Annotated in this window: 14 protein-coding genes; 12 read left to right on the top strand and 2 right to left on the bottom strand. The window is 66.7% G+C overall.

Features of this window, described 5'->3' with window-relative positions; all coding sequences use genetic code 11:
- The first annotated feature begins 28 nt into the window (after positions 1–28).
- Entirely contained in the window at positions 29–841 is an 813-nt protein-coding gene (locus BMW75_RS08255) for an SDR family NAD(P)-dependent oxidoreductase (RefSeq protein WP_092578449.1), read from the top strand.
- A 102-nt stretch (positions 842–943) separates the two neighbouring features.
- Here BMW75_RS08255 and BMW75_RS08250 read toward each other — a convergent pair whose 3' ends face one another.
- A complete protein-coding gene (locus tag BMW75_RS08250; protein WP_092578448.1) occupies positions 944–2557 on the bottom strand; it encodes an NAD(P)/FAD-dependent oxidoreductase in 1614 nt (537 codons plus the stop codon).
- Positions 2558–2999: 442 nt separating this feature from the next.
- On the opposite strand from BMW75_RS08250, the gene BMW75_RS08245 reads away from it, so the two are divergent.
- The 6 genes from BMW75_RS08245 (at position 3000) to BMW75_RS08220 (ending at position 11620) form a co-directional block, all read left to right on the top strand.
- On the top strand, positions 3000–3713 hold the full coding sequence (locus BMW75_RS08245; RefSeq protein WP_092578446.1) for a gluconate 2-dehydrogenase subunit 3 family protein: 714 nt from the start codon (positions 3000–3002) through the stop codon (positions 3711–3713).
- A gap of 2 nt (positions 3714–3715) precedes the next feature.
- Positions 3716–5491, top strand: coding sequence for a GMC family oxidoreductase (locus BMW75_RS08240; RefSeq protein WP_092578445.1), 1776 nt, complete (start codon positions 3716–3718; stop codon positions 5489–5491).
- 12 nt (positions 5492–5503) lie between these two features.
- A complete protein-coding gene (locus BMW75_RS08235) occupies positions 5504–6832 on the top strand; it encodes a c-type cytochrome (RefSeq protein ID WP_092578444.1) in 1329 nt (442 codons plus the stop codon).
- A gap of 283 nt (positions 6833–7115) precedes the next feature.
- Complete coding sequence (locus BMW75_RS08230) at positions 7116–7667, top strand: P-loop nucleotide/nucleoside kinase family protein (RefSeq protein WP_092578442.1); 552 nt, start codon at positions 7116–7118, stop codon at positions 7665–7667.
- Between the two features lie 36 nt (positions 7668–7703).
- Positions 7704–9350 (top strand): VRR-NUC domain-containing protein, encoded by a 1647-nt coding sequence (locus BMW75_RS08225; protein ID WP_092578441.1) that lies wholly within the window; start codon positions 7704–7706, stop codon positions 9348–9350.
- Positions 9347–11620 carry an ATP-dependent DNA helicase gene (locus tag BMW75_RS08220; RefSeq protein WP_092578440.1) on the top strand — a complete coding sequence of 758 codons (2274 nt, stop codon included), beginning with the start codon at positions 9347–9349 and terminating at the stop codon, positions 11618–11620. The genes BMW75_RS08225 and BMW75_RS08220 overlap by 4 nt, the downstream gene beginning before the upstream one ends.
- Positions 11621–11632: 12 nt before the next feature.
- Here the strand turns inward: BMW75_RS08220 and BMW75_RS08215 are convergent, their stop codons facing one another.
- Positions 11633–11995, bottom strand: a complete 363-nt coding sequence (locus BMW75_RS08215; RefSeq protein ID WP_092578633.1) for a group III truncated hemoglobin — start codon at positions 11993–11995, stop codon at positions 11633–11635.
- A 177-nt stretch (positions 11996–12172) separates the two neighbouring features.
- On the opposite strand from BMW75_RS08215, the gene fes reads away from it, so the two are divergent.
- The 5 genes from fes (at position 12173) to BMW75_RS08190 (ending at position 19156) form a co-directional block, all read left to right on the top strand.
- Positions 12173–13762, top strand: a complete 1590-nt coding sequence (gene fes / locus BMW75_RS08210) for an enterochelin esterase (RefSeq protein ID WP_254791959.1) — start codon at positions 12173–12175, stop codon at positions 13760–13762.
- A 205-nt stretch (positions 13763–13967) separates the two neighbouring features.
- Positions 13968–15434 carry an amidase gene (locus BMW75_RS08205; RefSeq protein ID WP_092578629.1) on the top strand — a complete coding sequence of 489 codons (1467 nt, stop codon included), beginning with the start codon at positions 13968–13970 and terminating at the stop codon, positions 15432–15434.
- Between the two features lie 274 nt (positions 15435–15708).
- On the top strand, positions 15709–17328 hold the full coding sequence (locus BMW75_RS08200; RefSeq protein WP_076520549.1) for a methyl-accepting chemotaxis protein: 1620 nt from the start codon (positions 15709–15711) through the stop codon (positions 17326–17328).
- Between the two features lie 8 nt (positions 17329–17336).
- Positions 17337–17876: a chemotaxis protein CheW gene (locus BMW75_RS08195; protein ID WP_092578438.1), complete on the top strand. Its 540-nt coding sequence runs from the start codon at positions 17337–17339 to the stop codon at positions 17874–17876.
- Complete coding sequence (locus BMW75_RS08190) at positions 17873–19156, top strand: CheR family methyltransferase (protein ID WP_092578436.1); 1284 nt, start codon at positions 17873–17875, stop codon at positions 19154–19156. The genes BMW75_RS08195 and BMW75_RS08190 overlap by 4 nt, the downstream gene beginning before the upstream one ends.
- Positions 19157–19158: the final 2 nt, after the last annotated feature.

The raw sequence follows: 19158 nt of genomic DNA, 5'->3' as shown, positions 1-19158 counted from the left end.
TTCCATAACCGTTTTCATCGACGTTTTTATGACCAACTACCCCCAACTATTCAGCCTGAAAGGCAAAACCGCGGTCGTGCTGGGCGCCGCTTCCGGCATCGGCCAGGCATCCGCGCATGCGCTGGGCGCGATGGGCGCCTATGTGATGTGCGCCGACCGCGACGAGGGCGGCGCGCAGGCCACCGCCAGGCAGATCATCGACGCAGGCGGTTCGGCCGGCTGGGCGCAGACCGATGCCGCCAGCGGTGAGGCCATCGCGGCGCTGGCCGCCAAGGTGCTGGACGAACAAGGCAGGATAGACATCGCGGTGGCGACACCGGCGCTGAACATCCGCAAGCTGATCGTCGACTACACCGAAGGAGAGTTCGACCAGGTCGTGAACCTGAACCTGCGCGGCGCTTTCCACTTCATGCGCCACTTTGGCCGGCCGATGATGAAGCAGGGCGCGGGCAGCATGATCCTGTGTTCGTCGATGCGCGCCGTGACGATCGAGCCCGGACTGGGCATCTATGCGGCCACCAAGGCCGGCATCGAACAGATGGTCAAGGCGTTCGCGGCCGAGGTCGGCGGTTACGGCGTGCGCGTCAATGCGGTGATGCCGAGCATCATCGAGACCCGTCTGACTGAGCCGCTTAAGGAGCGACCGGACATTTACAACACGTACGCCGGGCATACCGTGCTGAACCGCTGGGGCCAGCCGTCCGAGGTGGGTGCGGCGGTGGCGTTTCTGGCGTCGGATGCGGCCAGCTACATTTCGGGCAGCAGCCTGGCGGTGGATGCGGGGTGGACGGCGATTGACGGGCCGCCGACTGGGTTGACGCAGACGCGGCCGTCGGAATAGACCGTGCGATGGCCTGGGCCTGGCCGGTGGCGCGGCGGGATGCGGCGGATCTGTGATCCTATCTGGCCTACGGCGAGCGCACCGGGCCGGGCTGATCCGTACTCAACCCTGACGCCCCATGATGCTCAGCGCCACCGCCTCCGCAATCTTGATCCCATCCACCCCCGCCGACAGAATCCCGCCCGCGTAACCCGCGCCTTCGCCCGCCGGGAACAATCCCTGCGTGTTGATGCTTTCCAGCGTCTCGTTATCCCGCTTGATGCGAATCGGCGAGGACGTCCGCGTTTCCACGCCTGTCAGCACCGCATCCGGCATGTTGAAGCCCTTGATGGTCTTGTCGAACGCCGGCAGTGCTTCGCGAATCGCGGTGATGGCGAAGTCGGGCAGGGCGGTGGCCAGGTCGGTCAGGTGCACGCCCGGCGTGTACGAGGGCAGCACGGAACCGAACTCGGTCGAGGCCTTGCCTTCCAGAAAGTCGCCCACCAACTGGCCCGGCGCGCTGTAGTCGCGTCCGCCCAATTCGAAGGCCTGGGATTCCCATTTGCGCTGGAAGTCGACGCCGGCGAGGACGTGTTCGGGGTAGTCGACCTCGGGTGAAATGCCCACGACGATGCCGGCGTTGGCGTTGCGTTCGTTGCGCGAGTATTGGCTCATGCCGTTGGTGACGACGCGGTTGGGCTCGGACGTTGCCGCGACGACCGTGCCGCCCGGGCACATACAGAAGCTGTAGACGGAGCGGCCGTTGCTGGCGTGGTGCACCAGCTTGTAGTCGGCGGCGCCCAGGATCGGGTTGCCGGCGTTGGGGCCGAAGCGTGCGCGGTCGATGAGGGATTGCGGGTGTTCGATCCGGAAGCCGATCGAGAACGGCTTGGCTTCCATGAAGACGCCCTGGTCGAGCAGCATCTGGAAGGTGTCGCGGGCGCTGTGGCCGATGGCGAGGACGACGTGGTCGGCTTCGATGTGCTCGCCATTGGAGAGCGTGACGCCGGTGACCTGGCCGTTTTCGCGGTGCAGCGTTTCGACCTTGCTGGAGAAGCGGACCTCGCCGCCCAGTTTGGTAATGGTGTCGCGCATGACTTCGACCATGCCGACCAGGCGGAACGTGCCGATGTGCGGTTTGCTGACGTAAAGGATTTCCTCCGGCGCGCCGGCCAGGACGAATTCCTTGAGCACCTTCTCGCCGTAGTGCTTGGGGTCCTTGATCTGGCTGTAGAGCTTGCCGTCCGAGAACGTGCCCGCGCCGCCTTCGCCGAACTGGACGTTGGAGTCGGGGTTCAGGATGCGTTTGCGCCACAGGCCCCAGGTGTCCTTGGTGCGTTCGCGCACGGCCTTGCCGCGTTCCAGGATGATGGGCTTGAAGCCCATTTGCGCCAGCACCAGTCCGGCGAACAGGCCACAGGGGCCGGTGCCGATGACGATGGGGCGTTTGGACAACTGCGCGGGCGCCTGGGCGACGAATTTGTATTCGGTGTCGGGGGAAGGCTTGACGTTGCGGTCGTCGTGAAAGCGCTTGAACAGCGCGGCTTCGTTGGCGACGTCGACATCCAGCGTGTAGATGAGCAGGATGTTGTGTTTCTTGCGGGCGTCGTAGCTGCGCAGGAAGATGGTGTAGCCGTTCAGGTCGCTGGCCGGAATGCCCAGTTTCTTGAGGATTGCCGCGGGCAGTTCCTCGGGCGTGTGGTTCAACGGCAGCTTGATTTCAGACAGACGCAACATGCTTGGGGTCCAGACAGATGGGCGATCACAACGTCGCCAAACGCGGATTGTACTGGAGCCGCGCGCCGCGAAAGTGGGCGCGGCGGGGCGTGCGACGAGGCGAATGGCATGCGGGGGAGCGGTCCGCGCAGTCCGGACGCCGCCGCCCGCGTGAATCAAGGCTTTTCGTTCATCTGGCTGTCAGAAACCCTGCGTTTTTCCTTGTTCTTACGTTGTCCTTAATGCAAAAGACTTTCCCACGTCAAGAATTTCCATCTGATACGGTCGATTGAGCGGATCAGAAGCGCATAATGCCCGCACCTGCTCTTACGTCCCTTTTCAAAGAGCAGTCTTGATTTTCAGCAAGAAAAGAGCGTGTTGTCTCTAGCTCGGGCAGTTCGTGTTTCCAGGTTTCATGTTCGGTAGCGCGCTAGGACAACTTGGAGTATTCACGGAGATGTCCATGACTGATGACGCAAAGCCGCGCCGGCGGTTTCTGCAGGCGATGGCCATTGTGCCAGCGTCCACGCTGGCGGTCGGCGGCCTGACGGTCGGCTGTACCAACGCCGCCGACGGCAACGCCGCTCAAGCGGCCAAGCCTTACGAGCCCACCTATTTCACCCAGGCCGAATGGGCCTTCATCGTTGCCGCGGTGGATCACTTGATTCCAGCCGACGAATACGGTCCGGGCGCCATCGCGGCCGGCGTGCCCGAGTTCATTGATCGGCAGATGGAAACGCCTTTCGGCCACGGCAAGCTCTGGTACATGGATGGGCCGTTCCACACCGACCAGGTGCCGGAACTGGGCTATCAACTGAACCAGAATCCCCGCCAGGTGTATCGCCATGGCATCGAGGCCTGTGACGCCTGGTGCGTGAAGACGCACGGCAAGGTGTACGCGCAGCTCGACAAGGCTTTGCAGGAGCAGATCCTGAAGGACCTGCAGGCCGGCAAGATCGTGTTGGAGTCGGTGCCGTCCAAGACGTTCTTCAGCTTCCTGCTGGCCAATACCAAGGAAGGGTTCTTTGCCGATCCGATCTATGGCGGCAACAAGGGCATGGTCGGCTGGAAGATGGTGGGCTTTCCCGGCGCGCGCGCCGACTTTATGGATTGGGTGGACCAGCCCAATGTGAAGTACCCCTATGGCCCCGTGTCGATTTCTGGGGAGAAGGGTTAATCATGGCGATCAAGAAAGACAAAGTTGATGCAGTGCTGGTCGGGTTCGGCTGGACCGGCGCGATCCTGGGCCAGGAGCTGACCGAGGCGGGCCTGCAGGTGCTGGCGCTGGAGCGTGGCGGTATGCAGGACACGCCCAAGGACGCCGAGTATCCCAAGGTGATCGACGAGCTGAAGTATTCGGTGCGCGGTTATCTGTTCCAGGACCTGTCCAAGGAAACCGTGACGATCCGCCACGGCGTGGACGACGTGGCGGTGCCGTATCGCCAGAATGGTTCGTTCCTGCTGGGAACGGGCGTGGGCGGGGCGGGCTTTCACTGGAACGGCATGCACTATCGCGTGCTGCCGGAAGAGCTGGAGCTGCGCACGCGCTACGAAACGCGCTACGGCAAGAAGTTCATCCCGGAAGGCATGACGATCCAGGACTTCGGCGTGACCTACGACGAGCTGGAGCCGCATTTCACCAAGTTCGAGTACGTCTGCGGCACGTCGGGCAAGGCCGGCAACCTGGATGGCAAGATCGTCGAAGGCGGCAACCCGCTGGAAGGCAAGCGCAGCAAGGAGTATCCGCTGCCGCCGCTGGCCACGACCTACGGCGCGTCGCTGTTCGAGAAGGCGGCGCGCGAAGTCGGCTTCAATCCCTATCCCACGCCTGCCGCGAACGCGTCGGGTCCGTACACCAACCCGTACGGCGTGCGCCTTGGCCCCTGCAATTTCTGTGGCTTCTGCGAGAACTACGGCTGCTACATGTATTCGAAGGCCTCGCCGCAGACGACCATTCTGCCGGTGCTGTTGAAGAAGCCGAATTTCGAGCTGCGCACGCGTTCGCAGGTCATCAAGGTCAATCTGGATTCGACCGGCAAGAAGGCCGTCGGCGTGACCTACATCGACGCGGACGGCAACGAGATCGATCAGCCTGCCGATCTGGTGATCCTGTCGGCCTACCAGATGCACAACGTGCGCCTGTTGCTGCTGTCGGGCATCGGCAAGCCCTATGACCCGAAGACCAATGAAGGCGTGGTTGGCAAGAACTACGCGTACCAGATGAACGGCGGGATCAACGTGCTGCTGCCCAAGGGCACCCAGCTCAACCCCTTCGCCGGCACCGGCGCCGGCGGCGTGGGCATGGACGACCTGAACGGCGACCAGTTCGACCACGGCCCGTTGGGCTTCGTGGGCGGCGCCAGCATTCGCCATGTGCGCACCGGCGGTCGTCCGATCAAGCAGACGCCTACGCCGCCGGGCACCGCGACCTGGGGCACGGCCTGGAAGGCGGGCGTGCAGGACGCCTATCAGCGCTACATGACGATCGGGATTTCCGGTTCGGTCATGTCGTACCGCGACGCCTACCTGTCGCTCGATCCGACCTACAAGGACGCCTTTGGCCAGCCGCTCTTGCGCATGACGTTCGACTGGCATGACAACGAGTTCGACATGCTGGGCTACATGGGCAAGCGCATGGAGACCGTGGCCAAGGCGATGAATCCCGAGAAGTACTTTGTGGGCGTGCGCAAGAAGGGCGCGCACTACGACACGCGCGTCTACCAGAGCACGCACAACACGGGCGGCGCGATCATGGGCTCCAATCCCAAGGAAAGCGTGGTCAACAAGTACCTGCAGAGCTGGGATGTGCCGAACGTGTTCGTGATGGGCGCCTGCGTGTTCCCGCAGAACATGGGCTACAACCCGACGGGGCTGGTGGGTGCCTTGGCCTATTGGGCCGCGCAGGCGATCCGCGAGCAGTACCTGAAGAACCCCGGCCCGCTGGTCCAGGCTTAAGGAGACGGAACAATGTTGAAGCAGACCATTGTTGCGGCCGTCTCGGCCATGTCGGCCCTGGTTGCCAGCGCGGCGTTCGCGGCCGACGGCACGACGGCACCGACCGATGCGCAGATGATCAAGCAGGGCGAGTACCTGTCCCGCGCCGGCGACTGTATCGCCTGCCACACGGCCAAGGGCGGCAAGCCTTTTGCCGGCGGCCTGGGGATCGATTCGCCGCTGGGCATGATCTATTCCACGAACATCACGCCGGACAAGGAAACGGGGATCGGCAACTATTCGCTCGAGGACTTCGACCAGGCCGTGCGCCACGGCGTGGCCAAGGAAGGACATTCGCTGTACCCCGCCATGCCTTACACCGCGTACGCCAAGGTCACGCCCGAGGACGTGAAGGCCTTGTACGCCTACTTCATGCATGGCGTCGAGCCCGTGAAGCAGGAGAACAAGGACACCGACATCGTGTGGCCCATGTCCATGCGCTGGCCGTTGACGGTGTGGCGCTGGATGTTCGCGCCCGACGTGGCGACGGCTCCGGTCACGGTAAACGCCAGCGGCGCCGACAAGCAGGCGCTGCTGCGCGGCCAGTACCTCGTTGAAGGCCTGGGCCATTGCAGCACGTGCCACACGCCGCGCGGCGTGGCCTTGCAGGAAAAGGCGCTGACGGATGCGGACGGTTCCGCATTCCTGTCGGGCGGCGTGGTGGAAGGCTGGCTGGCCAAGAACCTGCGCGGCGACGCCACGGACGGCCTGGGTAGCTGGAGCAAGGAGGACATTGCGACCTTCCTGAAGTCCGGCCGCAACGGCCATTCGGCGGCTTTCGGCGGGATGGCCCAGGTGGTCGAGGAAAGCACGCAGCACCTCACCGACGACGACCTGAACGCCATTGCTGTGTACCTGAAGAGCCTGCCGCCGGTGAACAAGGACGCCACCAAGCCCCTGGCCTATGACGAGACCGTGGCGCAAGCCCTGCGGTCCGGCAAGGACAAGGGCGACGGCGCCATGGCCTTCCTGAACAACTGCGCGGCCTGCCACCGCAGCACGGGCAAGGGCTACACCGAGACCTTCCCGCAGCTGGCGCTGAGCTCGACGGTCAACTCGGCCGATCCGGCCTCGCTGATCCACATCGTGCTCAAGGGCGCGCAGATGCCGGGTACGGCGTCCGCCCCGACCGCGTACGCGATGCCGGGCTTTGACTGGCGCATGACCGACAAGGAGGTCGCCGACGTGGTGAGCTTCGTGCGGTCGAGCTGGGGCAACCAGGGCGCGGCGGTCACCGCGTCCGACGTGGCCAAGGTGCGCAAGGAGATCGGCGCGGCGCCGCAGCCGGTGCGCGCGCAGTGATCTGACGATGCCGTGATTGGCTGTTCCGCCCGGGCGTGGGCGGGACGCAAACGGCGCCGGAGAGCCCAGGCTTTCCGGCGCCGTTTTTCGTGCGCGGTTTGACAAGGGGCGCATGGGCGGGCAAGCTGCGCCTTATGCCCCGGTCACACGCGCCTTTCGCTTTGATTATTGCCACCATCGGTTTGATGGTGGGGTAGCGCGCATCCGGACATATCGCTGCACAAACCCGCCAACGAGGCGGGTTTGTTGTTTCCGCCTCCTGGTTTTCCCACAGGAGCCTTCCATGTCATCCCTCGAATCCTCCCGCTCGGCTGCCACGCCCATGCTGCATTTCCTGTGCGGCAAGATCGGCGCGGGCAAGTCCACGCTGGCCGCACGGCTGGCCGCGCCGCCGCGCACGTTGCTGCTCAGTGAAGACCGCTGGCTGGCGGCGTTGTATCCCGGCGAGATCGTGGACGTGGCCGACTACGGCCGCTGCGCCAGCCGCTTGCGCAACGCCATGGGCGGGCATGTGGCGGCGCTGGTGGCGGCAGGCCTGTCGGTGGTGCTGGACTTTCCCGCCAATACGCGGCGCAGCCGCGAGTGGCTGCTTGCGGTGGCGCAGGAGGCGGGCTGTCCGCACCAACTGCATTACCTGGACGTGCCGGACGCGGTCTGCAAGGCGCGGTTGCACGCGCGCAATGCCTCGGGCACGCATCCTTACAAGACCAGCGATGCGGAGTACGACGCGATCACGGCATATTTCGTCGAGCCGGAGGCGGCGGAAGGGTTGTGCATCATCAGGCATGCATGGCTGGCGGGGGAGGAGGTCTCGCCCGCGGCCGGGCTGTTATGATCACTGGATAAATAAACAGTCTTCCGGCCGTCGCCGATGTTGCCCCCGCACCGTTATTACTACCTGCACAATTTCCAGCGCGCGTTGGCGTGGATTTCGGATCGCTACGCCGACCTGCTGGATGCGGACGATCGTCGTTTCCTGGCCGATTTCGCGGCGCTGCCGCAGGCTCCGCAAGCGCTGCTGGTACGCATGCTGATGCGGCGCGGGCCTTGGTTCCGCGCCAGCCGGCTGGTCTACGACGAGATCCCCGGCGTCGAAGAGGCCGCCGCGCCGCTGCAGGCGTTGGGCTGGCTCGATGCGCGGGCGCCGATGACGCTGGACGAGCTGTTCGGGCTGCTGACCAAGCCCGAACTCTGCCGCGTGTTCGCATCACACGCGGTGGCCAGGCCGGCCGCGCGCAAGGCCGATATGCTGGAGGCGCTGCGCGGCGAATTCTCGGATGCGCGGCCCTATGGTTGCTGGCGTCCGGATTGCGCCGAAGGCGTGTGGCGGGTGATGGTGGGCGAGCGCTGCGAACGCCTGCGCCTCATGTTCTTCGGCAATCTGCACCAGGACTGGTCGGAGTTCGTGCTGGCGGACCTGGGCGTGTTCCAGTACGAAGCCGTGCCGTTCGACGCCGCGTCGCGGGCATTCCAGACGCGCGAGGACGTCGATTGCTATCTGGCCTTGCATGCCTGCCGCCAGGCGCTGGACGAAGGCGCGGCCGTGGACGAGCTGCTGCGCGCCGCGCAGGCGTGCGCCAGCGGCAATGCCTGGCTGGAAAAGCGCCGCGCCAAGGTGTTGCTGCGGATCGGGCAGGCCTGCGAGCGGGCGCAGGACTGGGAGGCTGCGCAGCGCGTGTACGCCTGCTGCGACTATCCCGGCGCCCGGCATCGGCGTATCCGGGTGTATGAGCGGATGCAAAGGTTCGAGGACGCGATGGCGCTCGCCTTGCAGGCTTGCAGCGCGCCGGAAAGCGACGAAGAAAGCCAGCGCGTGGCGCGCATGTTGCCGCGGCTGCGGCGCGGATTGGGCCTGGACGTGCCGGCGCGCGCGGCCGCGCCGGCGGTGCCGCGCACTGACCTGGCGCTGGCGCGTCCTGCGCTGCCCGCGTCCGTGGAGTACGTAGCGCGGGACCATCTGCACCATGACGATGCCCCGGTGCATTACGTCGAAAATGCACTGATCAATTCCCTGTTCGGGCTGCTGTGCTGGCCCGCGGTGTTCGCGCCGCTGCCGGGCGCATTTTTCCATCCGTTCCAGCGCGGCCCGGCCGACCTGGATGCGCCGGACTTCTATGCCAGGCGCCGGGCGCATTTTGAGGACTGCCTGGCGCTCCTGGATACCTCGGCCTACCGCGACGTGATCCTGCGGCGCTATGCCGACAAGTCGAACCGGCAGTCGCCGTTCGTGTTCTGGGGCGCGTTGTCCGAAACCTTGCTGGCGCAGGCGCTGGACTGCGTTCCCGCCGCGCACCTGAAACTGTTTTTCACGCGCATGCTGCGCGACGTCAAGGGCAACCGGACCGGCCTGCCGGACCTGGTGCGCTTCTGGCCGGCCGAGCGCCGCTATGAACTGATCGAGGTGAAGGGGCCTGGCGACAAGTTGCAGGACAACCAGATCCGCTGGCTGCAATACTGCGTCGCGCACGGCATGCCGGTGCGTGTCTGCCACGTGAGCTGGCAGGGGGATGCGGCATGAGCTACGCGGTGGCGGTGCGCGCGCTGTGCGAGTTCACGGCCCGGGCGGGCGACCTGGACCTGCGCTTCACGCCCGCGCCCAGCGGCCTGGAGGGCATGGCGGGGCATGCGGTGGTGACGGGGCGGCGGGGCCCCGAATACGAGACCGAGGTTTCCCTGTCCGGCGCTTTTGAAGGCCTGCTGGTGCGCGGCCGCGCCGACGGCTACGACCCCGTGGCCAACCAGTTGGAAGAGATCAAGACCTACCGCGGTCAATTCGACAGCGTGCGCGAGAACCACCGCGTGGTGCATTGGGCGCAGGCGCGCGTTTACGGCCATCTGCTGTGCCAGGCGCGGGGGCTGGCGAGCGTGCGCGTGGCGCTGGTGTACTTCAACGTGGCGACCGAAGAAGAGACGGTGCTGGTGGAAACGCACGACGCGGCGGCGCTTGCCGCCTTCTTTCAGCAGCAATGCGAGCGGTTCCTGGCCTGGGCAAAGACGGAATTGGCGCATCGCCAGACGCGCGACGCGGCGCTGGAAAAGCTGGCGTTCCCGCATGGCGAATTCCGCGCTGGACAGCGCGATCTGGCGGTGGCCGTGTACCGCACGGCGCGGGACGGCCGCTGCCTGATGGCGCAGGCGCCCACGGGCATCGGCAAGACGCTCGGGACGATATTTCCGCTGCTCAAGGCCAGTCCGGGCTCGGGCCTGGACAAGGTGTTCTTCCTTGCCGCAAAGGGTTCCGGACGGGGGTTGGCGGTCGAGGCGCTGGACACGATCAACGCGCAGCCTGCGGCGCCCGGCCTGCGCGTTTTGGACCTGCAGGCCCGCGACAAGAGCTGCGTGCATCCCGACCTGGCCTGCCATGGCGATTCCTGCCCGCTGGCGCGAGGCTTCTATGACCGCCTGCCCGACGCACGCGCCGCGGCGCTGGCGTGTCATACCCGGCTTGACGCGCCCGCCGTGCGCGCCACTGCCCTGGAACATGACGTCTGTCCGTATTACCTGTCGCAGGAGCTGATCCGGTGGAGCGACGTGGTGGTGGGCGACTACAACTACTACTACGACGCCACCGCGATGCTTTACGCCCTGACTCAGGCGCATCAATGGAAGGTGGCGGTGCTGGTGGACGAGGCCCACAATCTGGTGGACCGCGCTCGCCGCATGTACACGGGCGAGCTCGACCAGCACCGGCTCACGGCCGCGCGCCACGCCGCGCCCAAGGCCTTGAAGAAGCCGCTGGATGGGCTGCATCGGTCCTGGAATGCGTTGAACAAGAAGCAGGCTGAACGCTACCAGGCGTACGAGGCTGCGCCGGCGGGCGTGCTGGCGGCGGTGCAGAAGGCGGTCGCGGCCATCACTGAGCACATCGGCCAGACGCCGCTGCCGCAGGACGATCCGCTGCTCGGCTTCTATTTCGAGGCGCTGCATTTCATGCGGCTGGCGGAGCAGTTCGGCTCGCATGCGCTGTTCGATGTGACGCTGGGCGACGTGGGGTTCGCCGGCGCCAAGACGCCGCCGTCCACGCTGTGCGTGCGCAACGTGATACCTGCCCCGTACCTGGCCGCGCGCTATGCGGGGGCGCACGCCACGGTGCTGTTTTCGGGCACGCTGAGTCCGCAGCAGTTCTATCGCGACACGCTGGGGCTGCCCAAGGACACGCCGTGGATCGACGTGGCCGCGCCGTTCCAGGCGAAACAACTGGCGGTGCGGGTCGTGGGCAATGTATCCACGCGCTATCGCGACCGCGAGCGCTCGCTGGCGCCGATCGCCGACCTGATCGCGCGCCAATATGCCGAACGACCCGGCAATTACCTCGGCTTCCTGAGCAGTTTCGACTACCTGAAGCGCGTGGCCGACTTGATGCGCGAGCGCCATCCGCAGGTGCCGATATGGCTGCAGACGCCAGGCATGGACGAGCCCGGCCGCGCGGCGTTCCTGGCGCGCTTCACGGAAACAGGGCAGGGCGTGGGCTTCGCGGTGTTGGGCGGGGCGTTTTCGGAAGGGGTGGACCTGCCGGGCAGGCGGTTGATCGGCGCGTTCATCGCGACGCTGGGCCTGCCGCAGGTCAATCCCGTGAACGAAAACATGAAGCGCGCGATGGACCTGCGCTATGGCGAAGAGAACGGCTACGACTACACCTACCTGTATCCCGGCATGCAGAAGGTGGTGCAGGCGGCGGGCCGGGTCATCCGCACGGAGCACGACGTGGGCACGGTGCATCTCATCGACGATCGCTATCGCCGCGCCAAGGTGCGTGGGCTGCTGCCCGGCTGGTGGCAGGTGGACTGAGCGGGCGTCGCGCTAGGCCGGACGCAGTTCCGTGAGGGGCTGGTTGGGATCGCGCGAGAGCTGGTAACCGTACCAAAGGCTGCGTGCCATGCGCTTGGCCATTTCCTGCGCGGCGTCGGCCAGGGCGCGGTTGGGCAGGGCGTCGGTGGTTTCCGTGAACAGCACCAGCCAGCGTTCAAAGAGTTCGGCCTTCAGGTTGGGCATGGCCACGTGCTTGGGCATGGGCATGCCCGAAAAGCGCCGGGTGCCCAGCAGCACGGCGGACCAGAAATCCGACAGCGTGGCCAGGTGTTCGTCCCAGTCGTGGATCATGCCGTTGAAGATCGGCCCCAACGATTCGTCTGCGCGCGCCTTGCCGTAGAAGGTGTGGACCATGTCCCGGATTTCGGCTTCGGTGCAGAGGTCGGCGGTGGCGCTGGTATTCAAGATGGTCTCCGGACGGGGGCTGGTGCCGATCTTAGGTCGGGGGCCGGGACCGCGGCTTTGACTTGGCTCAAGCGGGATGGGGCTTTTGAGCAATAATGATATCCATTCTTATTATGGTGAGTGGATATGCAACAGATGAAAGTGGCGCGCCATTGCCTGAATCCGGGCGCGTGGGCGCTTGCCTTGGCCATGATGGCGTGCGGTCAGGCGGCGGCGCAGTCGGCGCGGGGCGCGGTGACGCCGCAGGCCGCGGCGCAACAGCGTATCCCGATGCAAAAAGGGGAGTTCCTTTCGGGTACGTGGGCGGCGGACAGCGGTGTGACTTTGGACCTGCTGGATGCGCAAGGCCGCCACGTCCGGCGTTTGAGCGACCGTGAAAAGCCCGCCGGCGTACTGATGCTGGTCGGTCCGGCGGACGGCGAGTACATCGTGCGCGCGCAGGGCCGGGGCGCATATGAATGGTCGGTGGACGAACGGCTGCCGCTTTCCAAACAGCACGCGCCCGCGCCTGCCATCGAGAGCCCGCGCCTGGCCGCGCTGGCGCAGACGCTGGCGCAGGGCGGCACGACGGCCGCGTTCTGGGAAGAGATCCAACGCCAGGGTACGCCGCTGGTGGAGCCCGCGACCGCGACGCACGAGCGTGTCACCTTCCTGTGGCGCGGCGCGGAGCGCAATGTGCGCCTGTTCGGCGGTCCGTCGACGGACCACGCGCAATTGGCGCGGCTGGGCGATTCCGATGTCTGGTACGTGAGCTTTGTGGTGCCCAAGACGGCGCGGCTGTCGTACCGGCTGGCGCCCGACGTGCCCGAACTGCCGGGAACGGGCATGGCGCGGCGCCGCGCGATCCTCGCCACGGCGCAGGCCGATCCGCACAATCCCAAGGTCTATCCCGAGCGCGGCATCGACGCCTTCCAGACCTATTCCGTGCTGGAGCTGGCGGATGCGCCGCCGCAGCCCTGGGTGGAGCCGCGCGCGGGCGTGCCCGCCGGCACCGTCCAGGCGCTGGAGCTGCGCAGCGACATCCTGGGCAATACGCGCAAGATCCACGTTTATCGCCCAGCCGGATGGCAGCCTGGCGGCCCGGACAACCACGTGCTCGTGCTGTTCGACGCGGGCGCTTACCTGGGACGAGTGCCCACGCCGACGATCCTGGACAACATGATCGCGGCGGGCGTCATCGCGCCGACGGCCGCGCTGCTGATCGACAACCCCACCGCGGATTCGCGGGCGCGGGAACTGCCGCCGAATACCGACTTCGCCGATTTCCTGGCGCGCGAGCTCATGCCGTGGGCGCGCAAGCAGGGCATCGCCGCGCCCGCGGCGCGCACGGTGATCGGCGGGTCCAGCTATGGCGGTCTTGCCTCGTCGTACGCGGCGTTGCGCCATCCCGAGGTTTTCGGCAATGTGCTCAGCCAGTCCGGTTCGTACTGGTGGGCGCCGCCCGGCGACGAGGACCAGTGGCTGACCCGGCAGTTCGTCGCCGTGCGCAAGCTGCCGGTGCGGTTTTTCCTGGGGGCGGGCCTGTTCGAGTCGGGACGGGGTGGCCAGCCCGGCATCCTGGAAACCAATCGCCACCTGCGCGATGTGCTGCGCGCCAAGGGCTACTGGGTGACACACCGCGAGGTGGCCGGCGGCCATGACTACCTGAGCTGGCGCGGCACCCTGTCGGACGGGCTGCTGGCGCTGATCGGCACGGGCGCTCAGGCCCGGCAATAGCCGGCGGGTTCGGGGCGGCTCCGCGCCGCGGACGCCGATGCGGATGCGGGCGCCCAGCTGGCGCGTCCGGGGCGCGCGGCGCCGGGCGCGTCGCAGCAATTTTGCGTAGTATCGTCGCCATGCGCGCGACGTGCCGCCGCAACGCGCCCACCGACCATACGCGCGCCCGGCGGATTCGCGGCGCGCTTCCAGGAGACGAATGCCCATGACCATTCCCGCCCCGCTGAACGACATCGTGGCCATGCCCGCGCACGCGCTGTCGGACGCCATTCGCGGCCGCAAGGTGTCTTGCCGCGAGGTGATGCAGGCATACCTCGCGCATATCGACCTGGTCAATCCCAAGCTGAACGCCATCGTCGCGCGGCGCGACAGCGACGAATTGCTGCGCGAGGCCGATGATCGGGATGCGCAACTGGCTGCGGGGCAATGGCTGGGCTGGCTGCATGGCATGCCGCAGGCGCCCAAGGACCTGACGGCGGTGCGGGGCATGGTCACGTCGATGGGGTCGCTGGTCTACAAGGACGTGGTGTCGCCGCACGATTCGATCCTGGTGGAGCGCATGCGCGCGTCCGGCGCCATCTTCATCGGCCGCACCAATGTGCCCGAATTCGGACTGGGGTCGCACACGTACAACCAGGTCTATGGTGCGACCGGCAACCCCTACGACGCCAGCAAGACGGCCGGCGGCAGCAGCGGCGGCGCGGCTGCGGCGCTCGCCGCCCGCATGCTGCCGGTGGCCGACGGCAGCGATTTCGGCGGCTCGCTGCGCAATCCGGCGGCGTTCTGCAACGTCTACGGGATGCGCCCCTCCGCGGGCCGTGTGCCGTCCGGACCCTCGCCCGAGGTGTTCCTCAAACAGCTTTCTTATGAAGGGCCGATGGGCCGCACGCCGCGCGACGTGGCCCGGCTGCTGTCGGTGATCGCCGGCCACGACCGCCGGGCGCCGCTGTCGCTGACGGACGACCCGTCTTTATACGCGCAGCCGCTGGAGGCGGACCTGTCGGGCAAGCGCGTGGGCTGGCTGGGCGACTGGGGCGGCTACCTGCCCATGGAGCCGGGCATCCTGGACCTGTGCACGCAGGCGCTGCAAGACCTGGAGACGGCGGGCTGCCGCGTGGACGACTACCAGGTGCCGTTCGCGGGCGACCGGCTCTGGCGCATCTGGCTGGCGCATCGCCACCTGATGGTGGGCGGGCAGTTCCATGCCCTGGTCCACGATCCGGAGACCCGCAAGCTGGTCAAGCCAGCCCTGATCTGGGAGGTGGAAGGCCTGGAAGGCATGACGGCGCGCCAGGTGTATCAGGCCACCGAAGAGCGCAGCGCCTGGTATCAGACCGTCCTGCGCATGTTCGACGACGTGGATTACCTGGCCGTGCCGTCGGCGCAGGTGTTTCCGTTCGATGTAACGCTGGACTGGCCCAAGGAGATCGCGGGCCGGCCCATGGACACCTACCATCGCTGGATGGAGACCGTGACGCCCTGGACGCTGGCGGGGTGCCCGGTCATCAGCGTGCCGGTGGGTTTCAACGCGGCGGGCCTGCCGATGGGCATGCAACTCATCGGCCCGCCGCGGGGCGACCTGGAGGTGCTGCAGTTGGCCCACGCCTACGAAGGGGTGCGCGACTGGGTGCGGGCGCGTCCGCCGCAGGCGCTGTGGGCCGACGCCGCGTGACGCGGTTTGCACCTTGCGCTACTCGTGCTACCTGCGCTAACAAATACCGGTTGATTTTTTGTAATAGATATTTGCATTTTTCGGACGAAGTCAGCCATGTTTTGCGTTTTGCCCTGTTTTTCATGGCTGTGATGCGGCACCTTTGTAATAATTATCGATATTTCCCATCTTCCCCACCGATAAGGGCTGTCCGGAATTCCGGACAGCAGGGGAATCACCCCTGGGGCGTCCCGGCAGGACGTCGCAATTCGATACAGTGCAAAGGTCTCCCGGTATGAAGAATGTGACGCTCCGCCAGCGCATCCTGGCCAGTTTCCTGGCCATTCTCGCCATCATGACGCTGATGGTGGTGGTGGACTACCGGCGGCTTCTGCATGTCGAAGCGGAAGTCGAAATGATCAACGCCGACGCCGTGCCGGGCATCTACTACAGCACGTCGATCCGGGCGGCGTGGTTCGCCGGCTTCGTGGCCGTGCAGGACGCCTTCCATGCGCCGACCGAGGCGGACCGCCGCGCGGCGCTGGAAGCCCTGCCGCGCAACGACAAGCAGCTCGACGAGCACGTGGAGTTCTACCTGCGCACCATCGGCCGGCAGGACGACGAACACATGTTCGAGGAGTTCCAGAAGGAGCTGCAGGAATACAAGCGCATCCGCGCCGACATCCTGTCGTCGAGCGTGCAGGCGGATACGTCCCTTGCGCTGATGCGTATCCAGTCAGAATTGCGCCCGTCCTTTTATCGGGGCCGCGACATCCTGGCCAAAATGGTGAGCGCAAACAAGGCGCAGGCCGACGAAGCGGCCGTGAGCATCCGCGAATCCGTGCAAGCAGCCGAGGTCGGCATGCTGGTGTCTCTGGCCATGGCCATCGCCGCGTCCATCGTTTGCGGCTACCTCCTGATGCGCGCCATCGCCAATCCCATGCGCGAAATCGTGAAGACGCTGGAAGCGACGGGCGGAGGCGACCTGAGCCGCCGGCTCAGGCTGTCGCGCAAGGATGAGTTCAATGCCATTGAAATCGGCTTTAACGGCATGGTGGACGAGTTGACCGGCCTGGTTGGCAAGACCCAGCGGTCCGCGGTGCAGGTGGCCACGTCCGTGACCGAGATCGCCGCCACGTCCAAGCAACAGCAGGCCACCGCGTCGGAAGTCGCGGCCACCACCACGGAAATCGGCGCCACCTCGCGCGAGATCTCGGCGACCTCGCGCGAACTGGTGCGCACCATGACCGAGGTTTCCAGCGCCGCCGAACAGACCGCCACGCTGGCGGGCAGCGGGCAGGTGGGCCTTGCGCGCATGGAGGACACCATGCGCAATGTGGTGGGCGCGGCCGGATCGGTCAACGCCAAACTGGCGGTGCTCAATGAAAAGGCGGGCAACATCACGCAGGTCGTGACGACGATCACGAAGGTGGCTGACCAGACCAACCTGTTGTCGCTGAACGCCGCCATCGAAGCGGAGAAGGCCGGCGAGTACGGGCGCGGCTTCGTGGTGGTCGCCACCGAGATCCGGCGCCTGGCCGACCAGACGGCAGTCGCCACCTACGACATCGAACAGATGGTGCGTGAAATCCAGTCGTCGGTGTCCGCTGGCGTGATGGGCATGGACAAGTTCTCTGAAGAAGTCCGCCGCGGCATGGCGGACATGCAGCAGGTGGGTGACCAGCTTTCGCAGATCATCCAGCAGGTGCAGACGCTGGCGCCGCGCGTGCAGATGGTTAACGAGGGCATGCAGGCCCAGGCCACGGGCGCCGAACAGATCAACCAGGCGCTGCAGCAACTGAGCGACGCGGCGCAGCAGACGGTGGAATCGCTGCGTCAATCCAGCCTTGCCATTGAAGAGCTGACGCTGGTGGCCAATGATCTGCGTAGCGGCGTGTCCCGCTTCAAGGTGTGAACGCTGCCATGACATCTGCCGCCGTCCGCGCACGGACCGCCGCGGGCCATGCCGGCCCCGGGCGCCGGCTGTATCTGCTTTTCCGTATCGGCGCGGACCGCTATGCGCTGGACGCCGGGGACGTCGCCGAAGTCCTGGGGCTGCGCGCGCTCAAACAGGTGCCGGGTGCGCCGCATTGGGTGGCCGGCATGACCGAACGCCGCGGCGTGGCCGTGCCCGTCATCGACATGAGCGCGCTGGCCGGCGCTGGCGCCTGTGCCGCCGTGACCAGTACGCGCCTGGCGCTGGTGCGCTACCGGCCCGGCGCGGGCGCCGCCGAGCGCCTGCTGGGTCTGATCCTGGAACAGGCCACCGAGACCGTGCACTATGACCCCGCCGCGTTCCAGCCGCATGCGCTGGACAATACGCAGGCCCGATACCTGGGCCCCGTGCTGGCCGACGCGGGCGGCATGGTCCAGGCCGTCAAGGTCGATGACCTCTTGCCCGCCGCCGTGCGGGCGCTTCTTTTTCCGTCCGGCGATGGCGCGGCGGGCGAGGTGGCTGCATGAGCCTGCTCGAGGAATTCAGCGGCCTGCTCAAGCGCCGGATGGGGCTGGACAGCGGCTCCATCGGCCAGGCCGCCGTCGAACGGGCCGTGCGGCATCGCATGCACGCGGCCGGCGTGGACGACGAACAGGATTACCTGACGCGGGTGCAGGCCTGGCCCGACGAGATGCAGCAGCTCATCGAGGCCGTGATCGTGCCGGAGACCTGGTTTTTCCGGTATCCGGAATCCCAGGTCGCGATGGCGACCCTCGCGCGCGAACGGCTGTTTGCGCCCGGCAGCGAGGGCCGCGTGCTGCGCGTGTTGAGCGTGCCTTGTTCCAGCGGTGAAGAGCCGTATTCCATCGCCATGGCGCTGCTCGACGCGGGCGTGCCGCCGCAGCGCTTCCACGTGGACGCCGTGGATATCAGCGTACGCATGGTGGAATTCGCGCAGCGCGCCGTGTATGGCCGCAATTCGTTCCGCGGCGGCGACCTGGCGTTTCGCGACCGGTATTTCTCGGAAGTGCCCGAGGGCCATCAACTTGCCGCCCGCGTGCGCGGCCAGGTGCGGTTCCAGTCCGGCAATCTGTTCGATCCGAACCTGCTGGCGGGCGCCGCGCCCTATGACTTCGTGTTCTGCCGCAATCTGCTCATCTATTTCGACATGGCCACGCAGGAGCGCGCGGTGCAGGTGCTGCGCAGATTCGCGCGCGAGGACGGCGTGATTTTCGTGGGGCCGGCCGAGACCAGTCTATTGACGGGACGGCGCCTGCCGTCGGTGGCGCTCGCCCGGTCGTTCGCGTTCCGCGCAAAGGCCGCGCCGGCGCCCGCGGCCCCGCCCGCGCCACCGCGCCCGCCGCAGTCTGGCCCGCGTCCCATCGTGCATGCCTGGGCGCCGCCGCGGCGTCCGGTCGCGCAGACGCCCGCGCCGCGGCTGCCCGTGCCGCACGCCGCCATCGCCGACACGCCCGCCGCGCCGCCGGAGCCGGCCGCCCAGGCCTCGCTGCGCCATATCGCCGCGCTGGCAGACCAGGGCAGGGTGCGCGATGCCATGGCGCAATGCCATGCGCACATCGAGCTTCACGGCGCCAGCGCCGACGCGCTGCACCTGCAGGGCCTGCTGCTGGACGCGGATGGCCAGGCGCGGCAGGCGCAGGCCGCCTACCGCAAGGCGCTGTACCTGGACCCGAACCACCGCGAAGCCTTGCTGCACCTTGCCGCGCTGGTGGCCGCGGAGGGTGATCACGACGGCGCGACCCGCCTGCAGGCGCGCGCGGCGCGCCAGGAGGCTCGCCGTGGCTGACG

This window comes from Achromobacter sp. NFACC18-2 (genome assembly GCF_900108985.1).
Taxonomy (GTDB): domain Bacteria; phylum Pseudomonadota; class Gammaproteobacteria; order Burkholderiales; family Burkholderiaceae_B; genus Achromobacter.
The sequence above is the reverse complement of the archived record's forward strand: the minus strand, read 5'-3'. Positions and strand labels throughout refer to the sequence as shown.